Here is a 15,595-nt window from a genome sequence, read left to right as displayed (position 1 = left end):
AAACAGTCGCTTACGAGCGGCTGTTTGCGTTTCTGGCCTACCCCTCCCTAATGCGTCGCCGCGTTTTCGCCGCGTTTTTGATTCAGGAATGACGGCAGCTTGATGGCCACGCTGTCGAGATCCTTGTCGAATATGTGCGAGTAACGGCTGGTGACGATCAGGCTCGAGTGCCCCAGCAGGTCGCGCACTGTTGTCATGCTTTCACCAGCCTGCGCCAGCATGCTCGCGTAGCTATGGCGCAGATCATGAAAGCGCAGATCCGGCCGGCCTACCGCCTGGCGCGCGTCTTCCCATGTCTTGCGCAACCGCGCATAGGTGGTATCGAATGGCAAGGCGTGCAACCATGGCAGTGCATCCTCTGGCACCGGCACGACTCGAGCCTTGCCTGATTTCGTCTGGTCTGGTCGCAGCAATATGCGATTGCCGTGGATGTTGGAAGGCTCCAGCGCGAGCAGTTCGCCCTGGCGCAGTCCCGTCAAGGCTGCCAGGGCGATCACCCGTTTGTCGGTCTGCCGCTTGTCCGGTATCGCTTCCATCAGGCGTGTCAGCTGATCGGCATCGAGGTAGACGTGGCGCTCATTCTTGGGCGTCTTCTTTCGGATCTTGTCGCCTAGCGGGTGGCTGATCCAGCCCCACTCGATATACGCCAGATTGAGCACCCGCTTTACCACCTGCAGGTGATTATTGATCGTGCTCTGAGCGCGTCCCGCCTTCCTGAGATGGCTGGCCATCTTTCTCGCCTTATCGACCGTTTCCTGGCCGATCAGTACATTCTCGCCCATGTATGCCGCCACCGGCCTGATGGCCTTTGCCTGGCTGGCCACGTCGTACTCGCTGACCCATCGCTCTAGTCCCTCGAGGAATGTGCGCCGGCGCTCCCGCCCCATGGCCTCGCCCTGGAAAGCGGCCTCATCTAATGCCGCCTCTCTGGCTGCTGCATACTCTCTGGCTTGCTTCTTTCCTTGCTTCTCGCCCGCAAAAGATCGCTGATGCCGCCGACCGTTGCTGATCTCTGTGACCACCCACTGGTCGCGGTCCTCGCGGTATCTGATTTTGATTCCCATCTGGTGCCCTCTTCTACGTTGGGGCCACGCTTGCACCCCTCAGCATATTCTCTAACCGCATCCGGCTCAAAACGAATTGACTTTCCGAGTCGCACAAACCCTATCTCATGCTTGTGCGTATACACCCAGCTGATGCTCATGCTCAGCTGGCGCGCTACCGTCTCCGGTGTGAGCAATTCCATCGTGATCGCCTCTCTATCAATCGCCTTGATACCTGCCGACCCCGTACCCCATGGCCTGCCGTTCCTGCTCTGCCTGCTGCCTTGCTTTGTGCTGCTCGACTGCCTCGCGCACGCCAGGCACCCTCAGCAGCTGCGCATGCTCTCGCCGCCAGTGATCGCGCCGGCGGCTGATCATGGCGATCAGATCCTCAGCCGGCAGCGCCTCGCCGTCTGGCGCGGCGTATCCAGTGCCGTGGCAGTGGGCGCATGGCGAGGTGTGGAATGTTCCGCGATATTCGCCGCACCCGTCGCATTTAGGGCACGCACAGTGATCTGGCGGCACCCATTCCGCCTGTGATACCTGCCGCATCTGACTCTCCTCGCGGGCATAAAAAACCACCTCGAGGGTGGTTTTGAGATGAGTTGTGGTGTTATGGCGGCTCCCCCCTCAGGTTGATGCTTTAACGTTACTCCCTAGGACGATGCCTGCTATGATGTGTGGTTTTTTACTCGGCCCGAGTCTGCTCGCATGAGACCATGCCATAGCGCTTGGTTTTTAGGCCACGTATCATAGAGCTTCTTTTTTGTACTCGGATGATGAAATGTCAGAAAAAGTTATACTACCTTTTCTAAAATGGGCTGGTGGAAAACGGTGGTTAGTAAATAATCATTCATATGTTTTTCCGAAAGAATATAATAGATATATTGAGCCATTTGTAGGTAGTGGCTCTGTGTTCTTTCATCTAAAGCCACAAGAGGCGATATTATCTGATCTCAACAGTGAGCTTGTTGTTACATATAAAGCGCTTCGCAATCGTAATCGTAAAGTTGAGAAGCTTTTAAAAAGATATCACGAACTTCATTGCGATGAGTTCTATTACCACATGCGTGGTCAGTCTCCATTAAGTCAGGAAGAGATAGCCGCACGTATGATTTACTTAAACAGAACCTGTTGGAATGGTTTATATAGAGTTAATTTGTCAGGGAAGTACAATGTTCCGATAGGGACAAAGAAAAATGTTATATTAGAGACGGATGATTTTAGAGAAACAGCCCGTTTACTAAGAAGAGCCTCTATATATAATTCGGATTTTGAACGTATAATTGATAGGGCTCAGGAGAATGACTTCGTCTTTATTGATCCTCCTTATACTGTCCAGCATAATTATAATGGATTTATTAAGTACAATGAGAAATTATTTTCTTGGGATGATCAGGTAAGATTAAGAGATGCTATTGGGCGCGCTGTTTTAAGAGGTGCTAAAGTATTAATGACAAATGCGAATCATCAGTCTATTTTTGATTTGTATAGTGACTATGTAGGCCATAGCACGCTATCCAGAAATAGCGTGCTATCTGGTAAGAAAGAAAGTCGCGGCAAATATGAAGAGCTAATGGTTAAATTCTGGTAGATTACATTGTTTTTAGACCAAAAAAGGTTAGCTTATCTAAGCGAGATAAAGGCTCTATAGTGTTAGCATAATCACTCATGAAAGTTTTTACGCATGAGTTTTCTGGATCTACATCTTCCAGATCCTCAATAGCATCGTTGATCTCGTGCCATAAATTTTCAAAATCATAATCTGCCTCACCTGTCAAACTACCTTCATTGGCTATGCCGGATGAATAAGACATCGGAAGCCACCAGAAAGCCAGCTCATCGAGAGTGACATCTGCTTTTCTCATTAATCTTGATGTGCTGGCAGATGCTAATCTTAAAAGCAAAAATGCTCTCGAGAAAACATCTAAGAACTGATAGTCGTCATCTGCGCCACGATTCTTGTATGCATAGTCTAAGATAGATGATTCGTCAGAGCTGTCATTGCTTATTAAATATGATTTCACATAAGCAGGCGTTTCAAGATTTGAGCAAGTTCTATTGATTGTTGTGTCATAGCTGGATTGGGTGAATATAGCATCAGATTTCTCACTATAAATAGTATGTAATATTTTCTTTAATAGCTTGCTGTCGAGGCTGCTGAAAGGTTTTGATTCTGGATTTGACGATGACCAGATCTCAGACATAAAACTCGTTAAAGCGTGTGGAGTTAGTCTCTTTAGTTCTGGTTTTAAGTTGACCTGATACGAAACCTCATTTCGAGAGCTTCTATCCAAAGAGTATTTGCTAAGCTCTAGACCCCACATTTTGATTAAGCTTGCGCCTGTATGGGAAAGGTCAGGTGTACCTTCATATTCATGCAGCCAGTCTCGCAATGGTATATTAAAGGGCAATATTTCGCTTCCAAAAAAGTCGCTAGCATTGGCACTTTTGGCCCACTCCTCCAGAGCTAACCAAGTAATTTTATGCGTTGGAGATTTATTTAGCTTATGAATTTTGCCTGTGCTATCGACGATGATATTTCTATAATTGTATATACCTATCCCTTGACTTGCCAAAATGCTAAGTGCGGCTCTTAGCTCGGCATAATATGCAAGGTGACTCGCAGCGCCTATATCGCCACGTATAATAGCTTGCATCGCTTGAGTTAGATATGACCATCCATCATTGTTATGTATGATGACTGATATTGACATGTGTTCTGTCAAATCGTTATTAGGTTTTGGTGAATCGGTAATTTCACTAAAAAACTCTTTTATAGCCTCTTCTTGATTGATAAAAAAAGGGTTTTCGCTGTCGATAAGAGTCCTGTTATGGAAAGCTGTTTTTAAAGAGCTTAGTGCGTTAACAATAGCGTCTTCAGACTGCTTTTCCAGTACTGACCGGCTACTCTGACTTAACTCTTGTGGTTCCATTTATTTAGTAGCCTCTACCATGCGTTCGAGAGACGTTCTAAATTCTGCACTTACACTGTTATTTATACAGAATTCAGTCAAGTCTTTCTTTAACTCTACATAGCCACCGCTGCCCCTAAAAATCATTTTTTGTTTAGATGCTTCCTCACTCAATTCCGGTGCAGCAGCTGTTCGCCAGTCATAAGCTACAATTGTATTGCAGAAATCTTTGATAAGGACTGAAAAATTCATCCCATCAATTGCAGATAGTTCTTTCGTTATACTATCCTCAGAAAACGCACCTGATTCTTCACCTGGATGCCAATCGATAAAGTCTTGGTAATGTAAGTTTGAGACACAAACATCGTTTAAAAGAGATAAAATTGATCTTATTCCTTGATCCGTATTAAGGTGACTTCGCTTATCGAACATACCTGCATCGGAGCTTGGGTCATCTAAATCGGCAGTTTTGTTTCGACGTAAAGCATTTACCCATTCACCATTATGATTTTTAACAGCATCGAGTAAAGTGTTACCAAAGTATATTATAAATGCTGTTTGTTGAGATCGCGTCCAGGGTATGATTGACTCACTATCATGACTAGAAACGCCAAATAGGCCGCCAGATTTTGAGCTTTTAGAAGTGTTTTTAATAAATGAATTCATGAAAGCACGAATCCAAGTTGCCTGCCTTATATAGGGGCTTCTAGGTTCTGCTAACATATTTATTTTGTTCTTCCATGGACTGGAATTATGGGACCATAAACTTTCGACCACTTCCTGAGCGCGCGCCTCCTGATACACTTTATGGCCAATTTTATCTACCCAATCCTCAGCTCTAAGAAGCGGGTACATATCAAAAGCTAAGCTTCTGTTAATCCGAACAGGGGTGATGTTTATAGACCAAAAAAGATATGCTTGCCAGCTAATGTCTAGACCATAAAATGCTATCACAGGCATTTCATAATCATTATCAAGATCATCATCAAAAGCCCATAGTCGGTGCTGACCATCAATTACCTCTACAGGGGGTAAAGTGGCAGGTGTCCATGATGAGCTTTCAAAACCTTCAGGTAGTACCATCTCTACCACTCGGCTACTATCTTGGCTTTCTATTGATATGGCATCTTTTTCTTCTATGTAGTTACCATTTCTGCAATCTTCATTAGTAAGAATATTGATTACTATGCCGGTAGGCAGCCACCCAGGTTTCCTAAGTGATTCGTGCTGACCACTATTTCGCAAGCTATCGTTTAAATCGCAATAGGGGTATCCATATTCAACAAATTCTTTTATTTTTTTAGATCGTTTGGCATCGTGACTTCTTTGAATTCCTGTATCAAATGTTCTCTTTTCGCCTTCTTTGGCCTTTCGGCGATATATACCTGAGAGTTTCTTTAACTCGGAAGCTTTTATAGAAAATAAATAAAACTCATGACTCGGTTCTCTTCTATAGCTACTTTTGTCCCAGTTTATTTTATCCCAGCTATCTAGCCATTGGTGGACTCGAATCCCTTCTACTTTATCCGGCATGGATCATCCCTTCTTGCTTTGCTTGGTGGTCGATGGTTAACAGAATACCGAAAATTTTACTATAGACAATATTTTAGATCTATCATGGAGACATACTCTAAAACATTACCTGCATGATTTTGTGTAGCGGTCAATACCAAATTCTTTGGTATTTCGTGCGGTTCTCTATGACATGCTCCCACTGCTCGCGGGTGACGCTGATGCGGCCCCCGTGGTCGGCTATCAGGCTGTAATGCCATTGGTTATCTCGCGGCCCTTTCTCCCAGCCCTCGCGGTGGCCGTCCGCAGTGGCGGCCGGCTGGCTGCAGTGGTCGGCCGGTGACGGCCATGCCGGCAGGGTGGTCACCAGCTTCTCTATCAGATCATCGCGCGTCATGGTGTTGCGTCCTTGGGTGGTGGTATCAGGCAGCCCCGTAGTGAATCGAGGCGTAATCGCCCAGGCGCTTGGCCGTGGCGAGCCTGCCGGCGGGAGTGCGCAGCAGGTGTGTTATCACCTCCTCGCGGGCAGGCGGTGGCACTGGCTTGCGGGATCGAGTCGCCGGCCCCAGTAGCGCGAGGGCGTCGGATCTTCCGATGCGCGTCATGCGTGACAGCAGCGTGCCCCGCATGATGCCGCGCGCAGCAGCATGCTCGATCAGCGGGGCGGTGATGCCGTCGATGGTGACGATGCTCTGCAGTCCCAGTTCCATGCGTTTTCTCCTTTTGCCTATGCGGTGGGCTGGACCTCGCCGCCCATCCAGTGGATCAGATGCGTCAGCGCGTCCTCGAGCACGCCGGCCATCAGTAGGAAATCAGCCTCGATGCGCGCCGCGGCGTCCTCATGCTCTGTGGCGTTGGCCTCCTCGATCACCGCATCAGCGAATCGCAGCCCTTTGATCGAGAGGTCATCGCCCAGGGTGAAGGCCACGCGCCCGTCGATCTCGATGGCCAGGCTGGTGGGTATCCGGCCCAGGCTCAGCGCCGTCTGGATCTCTTCGCCATCGAGGTCGAATAGGCGAGCACGTAAGACGCCATCCTCGTCATCAGGCGCTGCCAGCGTGACGGCATCGCCAATGATCAGCCCATCCGGCCGCGTCTCTGGCCGCGCCAACCATTCGCCCATCACCTGGCTGGGTGGCCGCTGGACCGCGATGGGTGTCACCTTCAAGCTGCCCAGCGTCTGGCGCAGCAGGTCGAGCACCTGCTCTGCCTTCGATGCGCTGCTGGCATTGACCACGATCATGCCGGCCGGCCGACTCCACCAGAGATCAGTGCGCTGTGACTGGGTGAAGGCTCGCGGCAGCAGCTCCTCGAATATCTGTTCTTTCATCGTCAGCCGCTCGCGGCGGCGTAGTGGCCGGCCTTCGACGGCTTCGCGCTGACTCACTCGCTCTGCCAGCTCCTCCGCTACTACGCCGGCGGGGAGCAGCTTTTCCTGCACCTTCGCGGTGACCAGGTGCTGACCCATCACCTCATGCGCCAGGGCGTCACCGCCGGCAGTGGGCGGCACCCATCCAATGCGCCGCGCCTCGACACCCGAGACTGGGCGGAAACGATGCTCCGGCAGGCATTCAGCCAGGCGGCCATCATCAAGCGGTGTGCTGTCGTGCAGACGGTAGAGCTGTAGATTCTTGAACCACATGGAGGCTTCCTCATGGATGGTTGAACGCACAGGTCAGCCCCCAGAAGAGACTGGCGTGTGAGCACAAAAAGGCCCGCCGGTTGGGGCGGGCAAGGTGCGCCGAGAGACACGATGAAAAGGGTGGTGCCAAAAGACCCCGCCAGGGACATGGCGAGGAAGCACAGGCACTGCAGGGAAAGGGCATGGGTAAGCCGGCGCATAGAGCGATGGCTTGCTGATAGCCTTTCTTGGATGCCCTGATCTCGCCCAGGGCAGCGCCATTTCATCCAGCTGCGATACCAGATGATCCGGTTCCTTTGTGGTTTGGCATGGGCTTCCCTCCTCTCGGCTTAATCGCATCGTCGAGATTCTCAGGGCCATTACAACGCCGGTGGTGCAGCCCGGTGCACAAGTGATGGAGGCACGGCCGGCGAGGTCGTATTCCCAGTATTTCGACAGCCCTGGGCGGCGTACTCCCAGCGGCCTCTCGCGTGTCTAGCGCTACGGGCGGGCTGGGCATATCTGATTGTTAAAGAGCAGCCGCATTGCCCGGCGGTTCGGGACTCATCAGGCGATACCGGCAGTGCCGATGCCCTCTGATAAGCGCTGTCTCTCCAGCTGTCACACCACTTGCCCAGGTGTCGGGGGTAAGGCCGCTAGCGCAAGGGAGGAATCGGCGCCTTACCTGCGGGTGGTTATGCTCGCAATCCCACTGGCACCACCTGCTGGCCGTGGGGCGAGGTCCGATCAGCGACTGGCGAGCTGCTGACCATGCGTAATCTGAGGGGAGCAGAGGCTGGCGGCATTGCCGTGGAAGTCCGGCCAGCCGCGGCGCTGTGATTCGGCGAAACCGGCCTTGGCGTCTTCCTGCCACATGGCGGTCATCTCGCAGTATTCGGCTTCGCTGGCGGTCAGCTGGCGTGGGCCATCGGTCTGCTGGGTGAGGCTGGCGAGCGTGACCAGACCGCCGACGATGACGGCGAGGGTGATGGCTGAACGATGCTTGCGGGCTGTGTCGGTCATGGGCTGCTCCAATCCACTCAGTGACGATGGCGATGTGCCGTGTCGATGGGAATCAGTCTACAAGTTTTGCTTGTTCATACAAGTAAAACTTTTGGATATTCCTTTTTTGCTTGTAGCGTGCTGGATGCAGGCAATAAAAACCCGCCACGATGGGCGGGTCAGGTGGCCTGCGGGAGGCTTAGCGGTCTACGTTCTCGATGCGGCGCTTGTACGCTTCGGCGGCCTGAGTGTCTGTGCCGCCGTGTTCGGCATATTCGAAGCTGCCGGCCGGAATGGGGCTGGCTCCCGCGTTGGTGGCTGGGGTGGGGTTGGGGGCGGGGTAGGTGATTTCGCCCCGCGTGCGGGCTGGCTGGCGGTCAGGGCGCTATTGCGGCCGCAGTGATGGCAGATGGTGGCTTGCTTGGGGATCAGTGAGAGGCAGTGCGGGCATTCCTTGTCAGTGGCCTTGGCGCTACGCAGTCGGCGGCGCTTGAGTTTCACCGGGTCTGCCGGCATAGCGATGACATACAGAAACCCCAGCATCGGGGTGCCGATGAGGCCGACCGCAGCCGCTGAAGGCACATCGACGCCCTTGTAGTACGCAGCGTGAATCACTGCAAACCACGGCAGGAAGTACAGTTGAACGATCAGCAGGACGATGATGGTTGTTCCCATGAGTTCGCCTCCTTGCGAGTCATGTGGAGTGATGAGGTCTGCCAAGGTTAGCACTGTTTGAATCTGGGGGAGGGTGTCACCAGTGCTACGGGGAGGGTCGCACCAGTGCTACCCCCAGAACCTACCTATTTGAACCACTCTCTCTGGTTACGCGTGCGCACGAGGATTTCTCAGGCAAAGGTTTCCCACCAGAAGACACGACCGATGATCTTCGGGGCATCCGGATCGCCCAGGGTGTAGACCTCCTCCGGATACTCGATGTGGTTGTCACTGACCACCCGCATGCGTCCCAGCGGCAAGCGGTAGAGGCGCTTCACGCGCAGCATGCCGCCGTGATCCAAGGCGTACACCCTGCCGTCGATGATGTGACGGCAACTCTTGTCGATGCCGATGGGGGAGCCGTCAAAGATGGCTGGCTCCATGGAATCCCCAGAGACAGTGGCACAGGCGGCCTGCTTGGGGTCTACCCCGGCACGCGCCAGGCGAGGAAGACTGAAGCGCATGTAGGCCCCATGGTTCTCGATGACCTGAGTGCGGCCATCGCCCGCCGCCATCTCGACTTCGCGAAAGTAGGGGATTTCCACCTCATCCTCAGCAAGTGGCGCGTCGCCATCCACGATTTCAGTCTCATGGAAGATCAGCTCATTGCCCCGCTTTTCCTGCATTTCGCCTTGCCCCAGTAGCAGCCATTGAGGTCTGACGTCCAGCTTACTGGCTAGCGCCTCAATCCGTTTGTGCCTGGGCATTGTCTTTCCAGATTCCCATTGCTGAACGGTTTGGGCTGAGACGCCAAGCGTCTCCCCGAGCTGAGTCTGGTTCAGACCACGGCGCTCTCTCGCCTTTTTGAGTCGATCCTTAAATTCCATCTGACTACCTGCTTGAGGGCATGCGGTTGGCTCATGGAGCCCCGTCGCAAGCCTACAAGGCGAGCTTGTGGAAGGTAAAACAAGAATGGCTTGTAAATCGGCGGTCACGTGATTATCCTCGCTTACAAGAAATTCTTGGAGGAAGCCGGATGAAATCAAGCAAGGCCCTTGAGAAAGCGATCAAGGTCGTAGGCAGCCAAAGCGCCTTGGCGCGGTCTTGCAATGTTTCTCAGCAGGCCGTTCACCAATGGATTGCTGCTGGGAGGGTTCCAGTTCATCAGGTGAGGAGTGTCGTATCGGCTACTCATGGCGCTGTGAGTGCGAATGATCTGAGGCCAGATATTTTCCTGCCTGCAAACACCGCCTGACACCCACAGCATAGCCCGCCGCCCATATCGGCTTAAACGGAACGAACACGGAGAGATTCACCATGGACAGCCATACAGCCCCTGAACGTGACATGGATGCCTATCTGGACGCGGTACACGACGTGGTTTTCGAGTGCTGCCCGAAGGTGCTGGCAAGCGATATCGGCATGTCGGTGAAGTCGCTTTACCGCCGGGTGGCCGAGGACGACCCCATGCCGCTGCGACTGATCGACGTGGTGGGGATCTTCTGGAACGTGGACCGCGAGCACCAGCTGCGTCTGATCGCTCCGTTTCTCGATCACCTGGGCATGGTGGCGGTGCCGCGCTGCGAGAAGGGCGAGGTGAGCCGTGGTGACGTGTTCGCGTCAGTGCTGGATGCCCAGCAGGGGCAGGGCGAGATGGCAGCGCTGATTCAGGCGGCGATTGCGGATGGCGAGATAGATGACAAAGAGGCGGCGCAGCTTGAAGCGCAGCACAAGGCCATCGAGCAGCAGATGAGCACTCTGATGGGCCAGCTGCAGGCGATGCGCAAGCCGCTGAAGGTGGTGAGCCGATAATCGGGCACCAGATACAAAAATCCCCCGAAGGCGTCCAAACCAGTACGGGGGAAGCATCTCAAAACGCCAAGGAAGTATGGCATGACGATCAAGACGAGTGAAGCCAGGCAGATGTTGACCAGCTATCGGGGTTGGAGCTGTGAATCCCTCAAGGCCGAGACCTATCGGCTGGCGGTGATGATCGAGAAGCGTGAGCGAGTGGGTGGCGTGATTGACCTGCGCATGAGCATGCAGCACCACCTGGCCGTAGTGGCCCTGCTGGAATGCGGCAAGGGGCAGGGTGAGACGGCGCAGGCGGATGCCCGCCGCACTCTGTCGATCGACCATCACATGAGCGAGGCAGGGCGTTTCGAGCGTCTTTCGCTGGGTATGGCCGCCAAGGGCGATGAGGTATCGGCATGAGTATCACGGCACGAATGAGTTCAGCACGCCTTGAGATAGAGATGTCTCGTGCTGGCCGCAAGATCGCCAAGCTGAAGGAGCTGCTGCCAGACCAGCCGCGCCACACCGGCGAATATCACTCGGCCTATGCCGTCTGGCACCAGTGCAATGCGTTGCTGGCGGCCCGTCGCGGCGACAAGGACGGCGATCTGGGCAGCATGCAGTGGCATCAGGCCCGCGCTGCCAAGTATCTGACACTGGCAGGAGGTGAGGCATGACTCTGCATCGATCACAAACGAGCCGCCAATGCGCGATGCGGGGATATCTCTGATGCAGTACCTCGTTGCTATCAACCAAGTCAAGGCCGTCGAGTGGGGGCTCAATGCTCAGCAGGCGATGCTGTTTGCGTTTCTGCATCAGGTGCCGACCTGGGCAAATGCGCGTCAGATCGATGGCCACACCTACTACAACATCGGCAAGGGGAAGATCTGCGAAGAGCTCCCGATGCTGACTGATAAGCACGACACCGCCTACCGGCTCATGAAGCAGCTGGCCAAGCTCGACCTGATCGTGATGACCAGTTGCGACAACCGGACGTACATGCGCCTAACCGAGAAGGGTGTGACCTGGAACCGCTCGGCAGGGGCGGAAAAATCTCCGATCTGTCCCTCGGCGCCTGATTCTCAAGGGTCGGAAAAAAATCCGACCTCGGAGGAATCTCCGAGCCGGGTCGGAAAAATATCCGAGCCAGGGTCGGAAAAATCTCCGACGAATCAGGGTTCCAATGATTCTCCCCCCTCTCTCTCTAGCGCGGGCGAGCCGAGCATCTTCGAACGAACGGCCCAGCAGGCAGACAACGGCCAGCCGCAAGTGACTGCCGGCACCCGTCAGGTACCGATGACGTTGGAATGGCAGCCGGATGCCACGCACTGGCAGGCGGAGACGATGCGCCGAGGCGACCCGAGCCTGACATGGGATCAGGGCGAGCTGGCGGACTTCACCGCGCACTTCGCGGATCAGCCGGGCCGGACGTACTCGCATCATGCCTGGTGCGCCAAGTTCGTGCGCTGGGTGAGTGATAACCGCAAGCGAGAGGCGGCCCGCCAGGCCCGCATGAGCCAGAACGCCAACACATCGAACAACACTGCACGCAACGCTGGAGGCACCCATGGAAGCCGTCGCTCAACTGGTCCAATCCGTAACTCGAAACTCTCAGCCGCTGAAGGGCGTGCACTCATTGAACAGCGCCGCCGTGAGCAAGCCGAAGGCCAGCCGCCGTCCGGCGACATCATCGATGGCGAGTGGTTGTGATGACCTGCCACGGGTGAGCCAGAAGGCGGTGGATGCGTTGTTCGATCGCTTGGCCCAGCTGCATGGCGCCCACTGGCATCGCCGTTGCCGTGAGATGGGTTGGGGCACTGAGGAGAATGGCCAGTGGGTGAGCTGTGACGTGGAAGGTGAGTGGCTGGCAGCCCTGAGCCACCTGAGCACCCAGCACCTGCGCTGTGGTTTGCAGGCCGAGAAGGCCCGCACGGCCAAGTCACTCCAGCAGCGTGGCAACGCCTTCCCGCCGGACAGCGCCATGCAGTTCGCTGAGCTATGCCAGATGACACCCGAGGGGCTGGGCCTGCCGGACTTCGATACCGCCTGGCAGGCATTGCAGGACCACGCCTTCACCGGCAAGCCGTACCCGCATGAGGCCATCGCCGCCGCGGGCGAGCACATGGATCTTCATGGCATGGCCTCTGCCAGCTATCAGCGCATGGACAAGCACGAACGCGCCTTCCGTGTGTATTACCAGCAGGTGGTGGAGCGATACGCCCGGGGTGATGACCTCAAGCCGCAAGCAGCGATTGGACATGACGGCCAGCTGTCACCGGCAGAGCGTGCCGCCATGGTGGGGGAAGACAAAGCACGCCAAGCAGCGGGGGATCTGGTAGGCATCACACCGACTCAAGCACTGAAGATTATGCGGGGAGGGTTAGCACATGGGTAATCATGAGCATCATGCATTCATAACCACGGGCGGTGCCAATGTTGGCAGAACCCCACGGCCACGACGTGCGACGTTGGACAATCCCGCAAGTCAGCTGGGCCGTACCTATCTGGCGCTCAGTGAATCGCGCTCATGGCTGATGTTGCATGAGCTGGCTGCCGAAATCCGCAAGCGCTTCGATCGACTGGATAGTGAGGCAGCCATCAGTGCCCGCCTGCGAGATCTGCGGCGCCAGCATGGGTTGATCGTGGAGAGCCGCCGACGTGGAGACAGTGCCGCACATGAATACCGCCTGATCCGCTTGGCACCGGTAAAGCGTCAGCCGGATATGTTGGGGGTGCTGCAGTGAGCTATCGCCCCGCTGGCAGATTCAAGCGCCCGAATCGCTCAGCCCTGCGCCGCTGCTTTGCTTGCGGCAGGCGAGTGGCCATCCATCAGCTGGCGGCCTGCCTGGGGACGTGCAAGCGCTGCATTGCCCTGGGCGCTCCCCGCTTCAATGCCAATGGTGAGCGACTGAGGGGGCAGGCGTGACTGAGACCACACCCAAGCTCGCTGGCGGTCCACTGGCCCGCAAGGCCGCGATGCTGTGCCAGGCCGAGGGATTCCATCGCTATCTGGATCAGGCACGCCGGGCTCGACACGGCATCGATACCAATGTGCTGCCGGATGGTACGCACAAGGAGGAAGACGCGGTGGACTTCATTCGCACGGCCTGCGGGGTGGAGAGTCGGGCCGAGATTGATCACGAGCCGAGGGCGGCGCACATGCTGCGCCGTATCATCACCAACTATCGCCGCTGGCAATCCAATCAGGTGAGGGCATCGTCATGAGCTGGGCAACACATCCTTCCGCCAAGGTGGCGGCCCGCAAGTCGCCGAACCGTACCGCCGGCCAAGCCCGCAAGTCGGCACCACGCATCGACCGTGAAGGGTTGGAGCAGAAGGTGCTGATTCGCTGGCTGTACGCTCAGCAGCAGAATGGTATGCAGGTGGGGCAGCTATTGCACGGTGTGACCTTCCACGTCCCCAATGGTGGCCAGCGCAACAAGAAGACGGCAGCAGACCTGAAGATGCAGGGCGTGCGGGCTGGGGTAAGTGATCTGGTGGTGGCCACGGCCCGCGGTGGGTATCACGGCCTCTACATCGAGTTCAAAGCGGCCCCGCCACATGATGCCGCCCTGGCGAAGTCTCAGCGTGAGTGGCTGGAGAAGATGGAGGGCAATGGCTATCTGGCAGTGCTGGCCAAGGGCGTGGATGAGGCCAAGGCGGTGCTGGTGGCCTATGCGAGCTGGCCCGAGACGGTGGTGGCCGGTGAACCAGAAGTGATGCCGCATGGCAGTGAGTGGCGCAAGGCATCGGCATAGTGCTCACGTAGTAACCCGGAGCAGGAGGGCAGGACATGCAGCGGATCGAGGATATGGGGCTGGCGGAGACCTTCCGCCTGATCGAGAAGCTGCCGGAGGGCGTGAGGCGTCAGCAGGCGTTGGCGCATGCTCTGGATGAGCTGCTCGAGGAAGAGATCGAGTATCGCACCGGGCTACGCCATCAGAATGCCGGGTGGCATCAGGTGTCATCGGTGGGCGGCATGGGGGAAGGGCGTGGTGAGTGCACGGGCCTGGTGGATCACGTCGGTAAGGCGGCAGAGCGCTATCAGCAGGAAAGCCAGTGGCGAACGATGGCGGCGGCGCTGCTGTCACGCCTGAGTGATCGACAGCGTATGGCGGTACTGCTGGCGGCCTATGCCATCCCGCCGGTCCAGCATTGCCAGTCGCCGCGCATGATGACCCAATCGCAGGCCGTGGCGGCGCAGGTGGCGATTCTGGCGCGGCTGGGGTGGGTGCCCGGGGCGGTGAAGGTGGCGCCGTTCAAGTCATCTACGTCGCTTCGAAAAGCAGCAGCGCGCGGGCGTGACTCACTACTGTATATGGTGCTTTATCAGGCTGAAATGGCGGCCTGACTACCACATGTTGCAAAAGCGGCCGCGAGAGGGTACGATCCAGCTATTGTGTGATTCTTGCGTCTCTGGATCACCGCTCATTTCAAAGCCCTGCCATCTGGCGGGGCTTTTTGTTGCATGTTCATGAAGGTCGCGTTAAGTCAACAGATTCTTTATATCCATTTCGTTGAAGCATAAACGAAGCAGTGTCGATATCTTGCTTACAAAAATTACCAAATGGATACAGAGTTCATGAGAATAATCACCCAAGAATTGGTCGCAAGAGGTGCGGGTGGTAATCTTTACGATCTAGGAAAAGCGTTAAATCTGGTTATCGAAGCAGAGCATTACACCATTCGTGAGGTGGTTGATCAGTACCAGCATCTAGGGCTGACTCGCGAGCTGGCTGTGAAGGCCTGTAACGAGGCGCGTTCAAGGAAAAAGCGCTTTGAGGCACGCAGGGCGCTGAGACATTCATACCTTGAGCGTGACGCAGAAATAACCGCTTTTTCAAACCATCCGCCTTTTTAGAGTGCGTCTATGCTCGATGACATCATTTGTGTGACTCATGTGGAGATGGCCAAGAGAGGAGAGCTCAGGCCTCTTGGTGAGTCTCTATGCATTGTGTGTGACGACATGGGGATAGACTTGGATGTTGTCGTCGAGGAATGTGAATTTACGCTGCTCACTCATAACGTAGCTGAGGCAGCACTGAAGCACGGTC

Annotated in this window: 22 protein-coding genes; 13 read left to right on the top strand and 9 right to left on the bottom strand. The window is 55.3% G+C overall.

Features of this window, described 5'->3' with window-relative positions:
• Nucleotides 1-47: 47 nt before the first annotated feature.
• Nucleotides 48-1,064 (bottom strand): tyrosine-type recombinase/integrase, encoded by a 1,017-nt coding sequence (locus FLM52_14710; GenBank protein NVN56994.1) that lies wholly within the window; start codon nt 1,062-1,064, stop codon nt 48-50.
• 138 nt (nt 1,065-1,202) lie between these two features.
• On the opposite strand from FLM52_14710, the gene FLM52_14705 reads away from it, so the two are divergent.
• Both FLM52_14705 and FLM52_14700 read left to right on the top strand, forming a co-directional pair.
• Nucleotides 1,203-1,583 (top strand): hypothetical protein, encoded by a 381-nt coding sequence (locus tag FLM52_14705; protein NVN56993.1) that lies wholly within the window; start codon nt 1,203-1,205, stop codon nt 1,581-1,583.
• Between the two features lie 244 nt (nt 1,584-1,827).
• Nucleotides 1,828-2,637 (top strand): Dam family site-specific DNA-(adenine-N6)-methyltransferase, encoded by an 810-nt coding sequence (locus tag FLM52_14700; GenBank protein NVN56992.1) that lies wholly within the window; start codon nt 1,828-1,830, stop codon nt 2,635-2,637.
• A 1-nt stretch (nt 2,638) separates the two neighbouring features.
• On the opposite strand, the gene FLM52_14695 is transcribed toward FLM52_14700, so the two are convergent.
• From FLM52_14695 to FLM52_14660, 8 genes are all read right to left on the bottom strand, one after another.
• Nucleotides 2,639-3,979 carry a hypothetical protein gene (locus tag FLM52_14695; GenBank protein ID NVN56991.1) on the bottom strand — a complete coding sequence of 447 codons (1,341 nt, stop codon included), beginning with the start codon at nt 3,977-3,979 and terminating at the stop codon, nt 2,639-2,641.
• The gene (locus tag FLM52_14690) at nt 3,980-5,491 is read right to left on the bottom strand and encodes a hypothetical protein (GenBank protein NVN56990.1); all 1,512 of its coding nucleotides are present in this window, start codon (nt 5,489-5,491) and stop codon (nt 3,980-3,982) included.
• A 130-nt stretch (nt 5,492-5,621) separates the two neighbouring features.
• Nucleotides 5,622-5,867 (bottom strand): hypothetical protein, encoded by a 246-nt coding sequence (locus tag FLM52_14685; protein NVN56989.1) that lies wholly within the window; start codon nt 5,865-5,867, stop codon nt 5,622-5,624.
• Between the two features lie 25 nt (nt 5,868-5,892).
• Nucleotides 5,893-6,180, bottom strand: a complete 288-nt coding sequence (locus tag FLM52_14680; protein NVN56988.1) for a hypothetical protein — start codon at nt 6,178-6,180, stop codon at nt 5,893-5,895.
• Between the two features lie 17 nt (nt 6,181-6,197).
• Nucleotides 6,198-7,112: a recombination-associated protein RdgC gene (locus FLM52_14675; protein NVN56987.1), complete on the bottom strand. Its 915-nt coding sequence runs from the start codon at nt 7,110-7,112 to the stop codon at nt 6,198-6,200.
• A gap of 726 nt (nt 7,113-7,838) precedes the next feature.
• Nucleotides 7,839-8,114, bottom strand: a complete 276-nt coding sequence (locus tag FLM52_14670; GenBank protein ID NVN56986.1) for a hypothetical protein — start codon at nt 8,112-8,114, stop codon at nt 7,839-7,841.
• 186 nt (nt 8,115-8,300) lie between these two features.
• Complete coding sequence (locus FLM52_14665; GenBank protein NVN56985.1) at nt 8,301-8,768, bottom strand: hypothetical protein; 468 nt, start codon at nt 8,766-8,768, stop codon at nt 8,301-8,303.
• A gap of 170 nt (nt 8,769-8,938) precedes the next feature.
• Nucleotides 8,939-9,634 (bottom strand): helix-turn-helix transcriptional regulator, encoded by a 696-nt coding sequence (locus tag FLM52_14660; GenBank protein ID NVN56984.1) that lies wholly within the window; start codon nt 9,632-9,634, stop codon nt 8,939-8,941.
• Between the two features lie 20 nt (nt 9,635-9,654).
• Between FLM52_14660 and FLM52_14655 the strand changes: the two genes are divergently transcribed.
• The 11 genes from FLM52_14655 to FLM52_14605 all read left to right on the top strand — a co-directional run bounded on the left by FLM52_14655 (nt 9,655) and on the right by FLM52_14605 (nt 15,402).
• On the top strand, nt 9,655-10,002 hold the full coding sequence (locus FLM52_14655) for a helix-turn-helix domain-containing protein (protein ID NVN56983.1): 348 nt from the start codon (nt 9,655-9,657) through the stop codon (nt 10,000-10,002).
• Between the two features lie 62 nt (nt 10,003-10,064).
• Nucleotides 10,065-10,559 carry a tellurite resistance TerB family protein gene (locus FLM52_14650; GenBank protein ID NVN56982.1) on the top strand — a complete coding sequence of 165 codons (495 nt, stop codon included), beginning with the start codon at nt 10,065-10,067 and terminating at the stop codon, nt 10,557-10,559.
• Nucleotides 10,560-10,640: 81 nt separating this feature from the next.
• Nucleotides 10,641-10,961 (top strand): hypothetical protein, encoded by a 321-nt coding sequence (locus tag FLM52_14645; protein ID NVN56981.1) that lies wholly within the window; start codon nt 10,641-10,643, stop codon nt 10,959-10,961.
• A 41-nt stretch (nt 10,962-11,002) separates the two neighbouring features.
• A complete protein-coding gene (locus tag FLM52_14640) occupies nt 11,003-11,218 on the top strand; it encodes a hypothetical protein (protein NVN56980.1) in 216 nt (71 codons plus the stop codon).
• A gap of 52 nt (nt 11,219-11,270) precedes the next feature.
• On the top strand, nt 11,271-12,251 hold the full coding sequence (locus tag FLM52_14635; GenBank protein NVN56979.1) for a hypothetical protein: 981 nt from the start codon (nt 11,271-11,273) through the stop codon (nt 12,249-12,251).
• Nucleotides 12,193-12,936 (top strand): hypothetical protein, encoded by a 744-nt coding sequence (locus tag FLM52_14630; protein NVN56978.1) that lies wholly within the window; start codon nt 12,193-12,195, stop codon nt 12,934-12,936. The genes FLM52_14635 and FLM52_14630 overlap by 59 nt, the downstream gene beginning before the upstream one ends.
• A gap of 73 nt (nt 12,937-13,009) precedes the next feature.
• The gene (locus FLM52_14625; GenBank protein NVN56977.1) at nt 13,010-13,285 is read left to right on the top strand and encodes a hypothetical protein; all 276 of its coding nucleotides are present in this window, start codon (nt 13,010-13,012) and stop codon (nt 13,283-13,285) included.
• 232 nt (nt 13,286-13,517) lie between these two features.
• Entirely contained in the window at nt 13,518-13,766 is a 249-nt protein-coding gene (locus FLM52_14620; protein ID NVN56976.1) for a hypothetical protein, read from the top strand.
• A complete protein-coding gene (locus tag FLM52_14615) occupies nt 13,763-14,299 on the top strand; it encodes a VRR-NUC domain-containing protein (protein ID NVN56975.1) in 537 nt (178 codons plus the stop codon). Before FLM52_14620 ends, FLM52_14615 begins: the two co-directional genes overlap by 4 nt.
• Before the next feature lie 35 nt (nt 14,300-14,334).
• Entirely contained in the window at nt 14,335-14,892 is a 558-nt protein-coding gene (locus FLM52_14610; protein NVN56974.1) for a hypothetical protein, read from the top strand.
• Between the two features lie 231 nt (nt 14,893-15,123).
• On the top strand, nt 15,124-15,402 hold the full coding sequence (locus FLM52_14605; protein ID NVN56973.1) for a hypothetical protein: 279 nt from the start codon (nt 15,124-15,126) through the stop codon (nt 15,400-15,402).
• The last annotated feature ends 193 nt before the right edge of the window (nt 15,403-15,595 follow it).

The organism is bacterium Scap17 (genome assembly GCA_013376735.1).
Taxonomy (GTDB): domain Bacteria; phylum Pseudomonadota; class Gammaproteobacteria; order Pseudomonadales; family Halomonadaceae; genus Cobetia.
The sequence above is the reverse complement of the archived record's forward strand: the minus strand, read 5'-3'. Positions and strand labels throughout refer to the sequence as shown.

What these genes read in the sequence shown, in the direction of transcription:
- FLM52_14710 (NVN56994.1), bottom strand. Translation starts at nt 1,064, where the DNA reads ATGGGAATCAAAATCAGATACCGCGAGGACCGCGACCAGTGGGTGGTC.
- FLM52_14705 (NVN56993.1), top strand. Translation starts at nt 1,203, where the DNA reads ATGCTCAGCTGGCGCGCTACCGTCTCCGGTGTGAGCAATTCCATCGTG.
- FLM52_14700 (NVN56992.1), top strand. Translation starts at nt 1,828, where the DNA reads ATGTCAGAAAAAGTTATACTACCTTTTCTAAAATGGGCTGGTGGAAAA.
- FLM52_14695 (NVN56991.1), bottom strand. Translation starts at nt 3,979, where the DNA reads ATGGAACCACAAGAGTTAAGTCAGAGTAGCCGGTCAGTACTGGAAAAG.
- FLM52_14690 (NVN56990.1), bottom strand. Translation starts at nt 5,491, where the DNA reads ATGCCGGATAAAGTAGAAGGGATTCGAGTCCACCAATGGCTAGATAGC.
- FLM52_14685 (NVN56989.1), bottom strand. Translation starts at nt 5,867, where the DNA reads ATGACGCGCGATGATCTGATAGAGAAGCTGGTGACCACCCTGCCGGCA.
- FLM52_14680 (NVN56988.1), bottom strand. Translation starts at nt 6,180, where the DNA reads ATGGAACTGGGACTGCAGAGCATCGTCACCATCGACGGCATCACCGCC.
- FLM52_14675 (NVN56987.1), bottom strand. Translation starts at nt 7,112, where the DNA reads ATGTGGTTCAAGAATCTACAGCTCTACCGTCTGCACGACAGCACACCG.
- FLM52_14670 (NVN56986.1), bottom strand. Translation starts at nt 8,114, where the DNA reads ATGACCGACACAGCCCGCAAGCATCGTTCAGCCATCACCCTCGCCGTC.
- FLM52_14665 (NVN56985.1), bottom strand. Translation starts at nt 8,768, where the DNA reads ATGGGAACAACCATCATCGTCCTGCTGATCGTTCAACTGTACTTCCTG.
- FLM52_14660 (NVN56984.1), bottom strand. Translation starts at nt 9,634, where the DNA reads ATGGAATTTAAGGATCGACTCAAAAAGGCGAGAGAGCGCCGTGGTCTG.
- FLM52_14655 (NVN56983.1), top strand. Translation starts at nt 9,655, where the DNA reads ATGCGGTTGGCTCATGGAGCCCCGTCGCAAGCCTACAAGGCGAGCTTG.
- FLM52_14650 (NVN56982.1), top strand. Translation starts at nt 10,065, where the DNA reads ATGGACAGCCATACAGCCCCTGAACGTGACATGGATGCCTATCTGGAC.
- FLM52_14645 (NVN56981.1), top strand. Translation starts at nt 10,641, where the DNA reads ATGACGATCAAGACGAGTGAAGCCAGGCAGATGTTGACCAGCTATCGG.
- FLM52_14640 (NVN56980.1), top strand. Translation starts at nt 11,003, where the DNA reads ATGTCTCGTGCTGGCCGCAAGATCGCCAAGCTGAAGGAGCTGCTGCCA.
- FLM52_14635 (NVN56979.1), top strand. Translation starts at nt 11,271, where the DNA reads ATGCAGTACCTCGTTGCTATCAACCAAGTCAAGGCCGTCGAGTGGGGG.
- FLM52_14620 (NVN56976.1), top strand. Translation starts at nt 13,518, where the DNA reads ATGCTGTGCCAGGCCGAGGGATTCCATCGCTATCTGGATCAGGCACGC.
- FLM52_14615 (NVN56975.1), top strand. Translation starts at nt 13,763, where the DNA reads ATGAGCTGGGCAACACATCCTTCCGCCAAGGTGGCGGCCCGCAAGTCG.
- FLM52_14610 (NVN56974.1), top strand. Translation starts at nt 14,335, where the DNA reads ATGCAGCGGATCGAGGATATGGGGCTGGCGGAGACCTTCCGCCTGATC.
- FLM52_14605 (NVN56973.1), top strand. Translation starts at nt 15,124, where the DNA reads ATGAGAATAATCACCCAAGAATTGGTCGCAAGAGGTGCGGGTGGTAAT.